Genomic DNA, 5,477 nt, shown 5'->3' with positions numbered 1-5,477 from the left:
CCCCTTATCAAGGGGGGCAGGGGGGATCGGCACCCCCCTTATCAAGGGGGGCAGGGGGGATCGGCACCCCCCTTATCAAGGGGGGCAGGGGGGATCGGCACCCCCCTTATCAAGGGGGGACTAAGGGGGGATCGGCACCCCCCTTATCAAGGGGGGCAGGGGGGATCGAACCTAAAATCCATTTTTAATTTAATTATAACCAGCTACTTAACATAAAGTTTGACAACAACTATGGTATAACTTCACAATAACTTGATATTATTATTACAATAGTCTCAAAAACAATGATCGAATTAAGTCCCGCCGCCGCTAGAGAAATTGAACGTTGGAGTCAAAGCCGTTGTCTGACTGGTTCCTATCTGCGTTTGGCAGTAAAAAACGGTGGTTGTTCGGGACTTCACTATCATCTCGAATTAACCCCTATTGTGGCAGAAAACGATCGCTTTTATCAAAGTCAGGGTATTAATATTTTAGTCGATCCTGACAGCGATCGCTACCTACAAATTTTAAAATTAGACTATTCAGAAGATCTCATGGGTGGTGGTTTCCGTTTTACCAATGCCAACACCCAAAATACCTGCGGTTGTGGTCTTTCCTTTAGCACTTAATTAACTGCTCCAAATAGCCAAGACAACTAAAAGCGCATTAACCAGATAAAAAGCTCCCACAATCTTCGTTTCCGTCCAACCACTTAATTCTAAATGATGATGAAAAGGAGCCATTTTTAATAATCTTTTGCCCTTGCCATCGGGTCCTTTTGTGGCTTTATAATAGATAACCTGAGCGATTACCGAAAGAGATTCCAGAAAGAACAGACCACTAATTAAAAATAATCCCCAGAGATGTCCAGTAATTAAACCCACCGCAGCTAAAGCACCTCCCAAAGCGAGGGAACCCGTATCACCCATGAACACTTTAGCGGGGTTGCGGTTATGAAAAATGAAGCCTAGACAAGCACCAGCAAAACAAGTGCAGAAAATCGCTAAATCCGGATGACTAGGGGCGATAATAAGACCTAAACCCAAAAAAGCGATCGCACCTGTTCCCCCCGCTAATCCATCCACCCCATCGGTGAGATTAGTGGCGTTACTTTCAGCCACAAGGACAAATCCCGCCAAAATCCAGAAGAAAAAGCCCAAAGGAATGACTAATCGACCCCAAAGGGTGATATCGGTACTCACCTGATTGACCAACATCCAGAGGCAAAAAAGCACCGCCCCCGTTATCTGTAAAATTAACTTCATCTGGGGAGATAGGCCTTTATTCGACTTATAACGCAGAATTTGCCAATCATCTAACCAACCGATACCCATGTAAACAAAGGTCAGCAAAGCAACCGCCACCACATTAGGGGCGAATTTAGACCAGATTAAAGCGAAAATAAGGGCTACTGGCACAAAAAAGCTGCCTCCCATGGTCGGGGTTCCTGCTTTCTTTAAATGAGCCTGTGGTCCATCTTCGCGCATAATCTGACCCATTTTCAAGCGCCGTAGCATCGGTACTACTTGACAACCAAGACCACCACTGATTAATGTTGTGGCCATCAGAGGGAGTAACAGGGAATTAGTGGACTGAAAAAAAACTACTAACAGAAATAGTAATCCCGTTAGTAGAATCAGGAGATGGGTTCCAGTGGGTTTTTTAAAGATAGGGGCGGAAAAAATGTTAGCGTTCACGACTAAAGCGCCAGATAAGGGTAAAATTTGCCAAAGAAGACGGGATTAATCTTCATCTAAGACTAATTCATCCTCGTCGTCATCATAACCGATATCATCGACATCCATGAGTTCAGATAGTTCCACATCTTCTTCGAGAGTCAGATCCGGTTCGGCGATTTTATCCCGGGGAATCATGCGATTATTTTTTTCTAACCACTCGACAATGGAAGCGTCTTTTTTTAGGGGAATAACCGCGGCCGGTTCATAGCGGGGTTCTTGACGAATAGAAGGATTAAGCATAATTACTCGACGATTAGCAGCAATCATTTCGAGTTTACCATGTCTTTTAAGGCTCTGATAATCTCTTGATTGGCCGCGGGGAAAGTGTAATGATCTAGTTCCTGGATAGTTACCCAGCGGATTTCTTCACATTCGATCGCTCTTGCTTGGCCGCTGAGATAACGACAGTTATATACTTGTAGATTAACCCGAAAATGACTATAGGTGTGGTCGATAGTGATTAAATGACTATCAACCGCGATGTCAATGCCAATTTCTTCTAATATCTCTCGTTTAATACATTCCTGCACCGTTTCATTGCCTTCGATTTTGCCGCCGGGGAATTCCCAAAAACCGCCTAGGAGTCCCTTGGCTAGACGGCGATCGATTAAAATTAAATCTCGATCATCTCTAATTACGGCCACACCGATTTGTTTAGAAGCTAAAGAGTCTGTTTCGGGAATCATAGTGGTTATTGGCGAAAAAACAGCAAAAAATAGTTAAAAACTGACTGCGGAAAATTGAGTCAAAAGATGATATAATCGAGAATTGTACGATTAACGATTAACAATGACAGTCAGTTCCGAATCAAAGTTTATTTTAAAAGTATTGTGGTTAGATCAGAACGTAGCGATCGCTGTGGATCAGGTGGTCGGCAAAGGAACTAGCCCCCTCACCGCTTATTTTTTCTGGCCGCGCAATGATGCTTGGCAACAACTGCAAGAGGAGTTAGAAGCAAAACACTGGATTGATGAGTCCGATCGCGTTGATGTTCTCAACAAAGCCACAGAAGTAATTAATTTTTGGCAAGAGTTACGCAATCAAGGCCGACAAATCCCCATGGCCGATGCACAGTTAAAATTCCCCGAAGTTGTGTTTAGTGGTAGCAATTAATTTATCGAAAAAATCGGGTCTAAAACCTCGCCTTAAGGCGAAAAGTTTTTGGAGCGGGGCATAAATCCCCGTTACAAAAACGGCCTCCTGCCCCCTGCCTCCGTTAAGTCCGACTACTTAACTGATAACTGATAACTGATAACTGATAACTGAAAAAGAATCGGGTAGGTTTATATAAACCCGCCCGATTTTGCTTTAATTTAATTTGATTTGGTTGGGTTTAAACCGATACTAAACCGCCAGCGGCCTGGTATCTAGCGCGAGCTTTGCGCCATGATTGTTGCGCTTGGATAGTTTTGCGACGGTCATCCCCTTTACTGACTTCATCGAGACGAGTTTGGGCCCGTTCGTATTCGGCGCGAGCTTTTTCCTTATCGATTTTTGAGCCTAATTCTGCCCCATTAACGAGGACTTTGATCTCATTATTTTCGACTTCGGCAAAACCGCCCAAAACTGCGATATTTTCCCAGTCTTTCCCCGGTCGAATTCGCATTACGCCAATATTCAGGGCAGTTAATAAAGGAGCGTGACCGCTAAGAATACCTAATTGTCCCGTGGAACTGGGTAGGATTACTTCTTCAGCCACGTTATCCCAGACAATGCGATCGGGTGTAATAACCCGTACTGTAATGCTCATTGGTGATAATAACGATAATTTTGGCAGATTTCTGGGTTTAGTAACCGCGTTTAGCGGTTACTACTGACTTTTAATTAGCCTTTTTTGAGTTTTTCGCCTTTAGCGATCGCTTCATCGATATTGCCGACCATATAGAACGCTTGTTCGGGTAAGCGATCGAGTTCACCTTTGAGGATCATCTGGAAGCCTTTGATCGTATCAGCGAGGGTAACGTATTTACCTGGAGAACCGGTGAACACTTCCGCCACGAAGAAAGGTTGCGAGAGGAAACGCTCAATTTTGCGAGCGCGGTCAACGGTGAGACGATCTTCTTCCGACAATTCGTCTAAACCGAGAATAGCGATGATGTCCTGTAACTCTTTATAGCGTTGCAGGGTAGATTGGACGGCGCGAGCGGTGCCGTAGTGTTCATCACCGACGATATCAGCTTGGAGCATGGTGCTGGTGGAACCGAGGGGATCTACCGCCGGATAGATACCTTTGGAAGCCAGACCACGGGACAGTACAGTTGTTCCGTCCAAGTGAGCGAAGGTAGTAGCGGGAGCGGGGTCAGTCAAGTCATCCGCGGGTACATAGACCGCTTGGATGGAAGTGATCGATCCTTCTTTGGTGGAGGTAATCCGCTCTTGCAGGTCGCCTACGTCAGTACCGAGGGTGGGTTGGTATCCTACCGCAGAAGGCATCCGACCGAGGAGCGCCGATACTTCCGAACCGGCTTGCACGAAACGGAAGATATTATCAATAAATAAGAGTACGTCTTGCTTGTTGACATCGCGGAAGTATTCGGCCATGGTCAAAGCGGAGAGACCGACGCGCATTCTCGCTCCGGGGGGTTCGTTCATCTGACCGTAAACGAGGGCGATTTTCGATTCTTCGGGGTTATCAGCGTTGATTACCTTCGATTCGATCATCTCGTTGTAGAGGTCGTTTCCTTCGCGGGTTCTTTCACCCACACCGCCAAAAACCGAGACACCACCGTGTTGAATGGCGATATTGTTGATTAATTCCATCATAATGACGGTTTTGCCCACACCAGCACCCCCGAAGAGGCCGATTTTGCCCCCTTGACGGTAGGGGGTGAGCAGGTCAATCACCTTGATACCGGTTTCAAAAACCGTCGGTGTTACTTCAAGATCGACTAATTTGGGAGCGGGACGGTGAATAGGAGAGGTTTCGGTGACGTTAACCGGTCCTTTTTCGTCCACGGGTTCACCAAGAACGTTAAAAATCCGACCGAGGGTGCATTTACCCACGGGAACGCTAATCGCCGCGCCGGTGTCCACGATATCCATACCGCGCACTAAACCATCGGTGGTACTCATGGCAACGGCCCGCACTTGGTTATCACCGAGTAACTGTTGCACTTCACAAGTAACCGATAGATTTTGACCGGCGGAGTTAGTTCCTTTTACGGTTAAGGCATTATAAATACGGGGCAGTTTGCCACTGGGAAATTCGGCATCGATGACAGGACCGATGATCTGGACGATTTTACCAACGTTAGTTTCTGTTGTCGCTACCATTGTTTATGTCTACTCTGGGTTTTAGCTGATAACTCCCACAAGGGGAAAGTCTTAATTTTTTGTAAAATTAGCCAATACACAGCTTATCACGCTAGGGGATCAGATCAGTTATTTTCGCTATCAGCCCTCAGCAGTCGGTCGTCACGAGACTCGGAGACGGGAGATTATTTTATTTGTTCCCCCCACTTCCCGCTTCCCGCTCCCTGCTCCCTGCTTAACAAACACAGGGGTTTGCCTTTAATTGAACGTTACCTCATGTCTCAAGGAGAAGATGGCCACAGTGTCGAGGGTTTAATTGCTCAAGATATAGGTTGGGATTTTTAAGGGGAAACTCTCTTTTAAAATTGGGGTTAACCACAGAAACCAAAAACCTACCTAAAGCTTTTTAAAGCTACTCATTTCTGTAGCTAGATAGCTAAAATAAGTAACTTTGGCCACCGATAGATTTTAAGAACGTTATCAGGTATAATCAAGATATGAAGCTAG

The 5,477-nt window shown here is 45.7% G+C and carries 7 protein-coding genes; 2 read left to right on the top strand and 5 right to left on the bottom strand.

Going from position 1 to position 5,477, the window contains the following annotated elements; genetic code table 11:
- The first annotated feature begins 284 nt into the window (after nt 1-284).
- On the top strand, nt 285-608 hold the full coding sequence (locus O9290_RS14070; protein WP_288059274.1) for a HesB/IscA family protein: 324 nt from the start codon (nt 285-287) through the stop codon (nt 606-608).
- On the opposite strand, the gene mraY is transcribed toward O9290_RS14070, so the two are convergent.
- From mraY to mutT, 3 genes are read right to left on the bottom strand one after another with little or no spacing between them, the layout of a single operon-like run.
- On the bottom strand, nt 609-1,676 hold the full coding sequence (mraY, locus tag O9290_RS14065) for a phospho-N-acetylmuramoyl-pentapeptide-transferase (RefSeq protein ID WP_288059272.1): 1,068 nt from the start codon (nt 1,674-1,676) through the stop codon (nt 609-611).
- Between the two features lie 45 nt (nt 1,677-1,721).
- Nucleotides 1,722-1,985, bottom strand: a complete 264-nt coding sequence (locus tag O9290_RS14060) for a DUF3134 domain-containing protein (RefSeq protein WP_002760451.1) — start codon at nt 1,983-1,985, stop codon at nt 1,722-1,724.
- Nucleotides 1,982-2,404: an 8-oxo-dGTP diphosphatase MutT gene (mutT, locus tag O9290_RS14055; protein WP_288059270.1), complete on the bottom strand. Its 423-nt coding sequence runs from the start codon at nt 2,402-2,404 to the stop codon at nt 1,982-1,984. The genes O9290_RS14060 and mutT overlap by 4 nt, the downstream gene beginning before the upstream one ends.
- Before the next feature lie 103 nt (nt 2,405-2,507).
- On the opposite strand from mutT, the gene O9290_RS14050 reads away from it, so the two are divergent.
- Complete coding sequence (locus tag O9290_RS14050) at nt 2,508-2,831, top strand: 30S ribosomal protein PSRP-3 (protein WP_002760450.1); 324 nt, start codon at nt 2,508-2,510, stop codon at nt 2,829-2,831.
- 220 nt (nt 2,832-3,051) lie between these two features.
- On the opposite strand, the gene atpC is transcribed toward O9290_RS14050, so the two are convergent.
- Nucleotides 3,052-3,468, bottom strand: a complete 417-nt coding sequence (gene atpC, locus O9290_RS14045; RefSeq protein WP_002735380.1) for an ATP synthase F1 subunit epsilon — start codon at nt 3,466-3,468, stop codon at nt 3,052-3,054.
- 74 nt (nt 3,469-3,542) lie between these two features.
- Entirely contained in the window at nt 3,543-4,991 is a 1,449-nt protein-coding gene (gene atpD, locus O9290_RS14040) for a F0F1 ATP synthase subunit beta (RefSeq protein ID WP_288059268.1), read from the bottom strand.
- Between the last annotated feature and the right edge of the window lie 486 nt (nt 4,992-5,477).

The organism is Microcystis sp. LE19-41.2A (assembly GCF_027530405.1).
GTDB classification, from domain to species: domain Bacteria; phylum Cyanobacteriota; class Cyanobacteriia; order Cyanobacteriales; family Microcystaceae; genus Microcystis; species Microcystis aeruginosa.
This window is presented reverse-complemented; position numbering and strand designations above follow the sequence as displayed.

Bases quoted from the DNA above. Each gene is read 5' to 3' on its own strand.
- O9290_RS14070 (WP_288059274.1), top strand. From the start codon at position 285: ATGATCGAATTAAGTCCCGCCGCCGCTAGAGAAATTGAACGTTGGAGT.
- O9290_RS14060 (WP_002760451.1), bottom strand. From the start codon at position 1,985: ATGATTGCTGCTAATCGTCGAGTAATTATGCTTAATCCTTCTATTCGT.
- mutT (WP_288059270.1), bottom strand. From the start codon at position 2,404: ATGATTCCCGAAACAGACTCTTTAGCTTCTAAACAAATCGGTGTGGCC.
- O9290_RS14050 (WP_002760450.1), top strand. From the start codon at position 2,508: ATGACAGTCAGTTCCGAATCAAAGTTTATTTTAAAAGTATTGTGGTTA.
- atpC (WP_002735380.1), bottom strand. From the start codon at position 3,468: ATGAGCATTACAGTACGGGTTATTACACCCGATCGCATTGTCTGGGAT.
- atpD (WP_288059268.1), bottom strand. From the start codon at position 4,991: ATGGTAGCGACAACAGAAACTAACGTTGGTAAAATCGTCCAGATCATC.